1 protein-coding gene and 1 tRNA gene are annotated in these 1,392 nt (G+C 57.3%); both read left to right on the top strand.

Annotated elements, in window-relative coordinates; all coding sequences use genetic code 11:
• The first annotated feature begins 814 nt into the window (after positions 1 to 814).
• Positions 815 to 889 (top strand) — tRNA-OTHER (locus BQ8482_RS33845).
• 21 nt (positions 890 to 910) lie between these two features.
• The coding region (locus BQ8482_RS33850) for a hypothetical protein (RefSeq protein ID WP_123151527.1) at positions 911 to 1,392 on the top strand (482 nt) is incomplete at its 3' end.

The raw sequence follows: 1,392 nt of genomic DNA on the forward strand, positions 1-1,392 counted from the left end.
GGCCTTTGACCCCATCACTGTCTACAAAACGATCTTGCCGGCTTCTGCTTCTCCCTACGTTCCTTTCGTAGACTTCCGTGATCGGGAGCATGAGGTAGCAACAAGTCCAAGCTGAAAATCGCGGTCATCATTGGTTTCACGCGCGATTCCCGTTTCAGGCCGGCGCCCGCACAGTGGATCTTCGAATTGGCCCGGAAGCGCGAAGAACTCGATGTGGAACTTCTCGACCTGAAGGCGAGAGGTTAGCGGAAAGGTGACTGCAAAGCGCTGTGCCAGCAGGTGGATCTGGTCACTCCGCCGAAGCAGACGCCAGCAATGTCTGGCGCGACCTGCTCGCGCAGATGAGCCAAGGGCAACTTTTCGCTCTCTACGGTCGTTCAGTTGCGAGCGTCGCATGACGCGATGTGGCGTTTTTCTCGCCCGTCGTCATGATTGACGCGAACGCCTCTCGTACAGCTGCTGTAGCCGTAGCATATGTCCAGTACAATGTCCGGTATCGGCACGCCCAGCCGACGTTCTAGTCTTACCCGCCTAACGTCTCCAGTTGGCACGACTTGCTCGTTCCCAGACGACACGAGTGGCAACATTCCACATCCAAAGCAGAAGTTCGTTCGACAGTGGTCGAATTCACACCCATGACCCAAGGCGGTCTTTCGCCACGAGCCCCGTGAACGTCTCAAAGCGGCGGCATAGCAACATGTTCGAGATGATGCGCGGCGACCTTGTGTGCTTGTGTGGCGCTCGCCCGCGGGCTCGTCGACTTCGGCCCGCAAAAGACAGCACGAATTGCTATGACTTGAGCTACAATGCCTGACGTGGGTAGCGCAATCCGTAGCGCGCACTGGCCTCTAAGCCAGGGGTTGGCGGTTCGAATCCGCTCTCGCAACCATCACGCACAAGGAAGAGCGCGATGACTATCCTGACTGTCAATCTACTCTTCAACACGCTCATATTCTGGATTGCAGCCAGGATTTACCTGTTTCCGAGGCTCGCTGAAGTGTCGCCGCAGATCGTGCTGGTGCCGATTCTCCTGCTTCATGCAACACGGCACCTGGGCCTCATGTTCCTGTCGTCCGGTGCGGTCTATCCAGGCATGCCTACATCGTTCGCATTTCCGGCCGCAATCGGCGACTTGCTCGCGGCGGTCTTGGCGCTCGTATGTCTCCTGGCTCTCACCAAGCGATGGGCGATAACCGTTGTGCTGCTCTGGGTATTCAGCATCGAAGGATTCGTGGATCTGATGACGGCTATTGCGCTCTCCACGATCTATCAGGCTGACAGGTTCATGGGTCCGGCCTACTGGATACCGGCGTTCTGGGTTCCGATGCTGCTGGTCACGCACGTTATCGTCTTCATCCTCCTGTGGCGATTCTACTGCGCGACTTGGATCGC

It is taken from the genome of Mesorhizobium delmotii (genome assembly GCF_900149755.1).
In the GTDB taxonomy this organism is placed as follows: domain Bacteria; phylum Pseudomonadota; class Alphaproteobacteria; order Rhizobiales; family Rhizobiaceae; genus Mesorhizobium; species Mesorhizobium delmotii.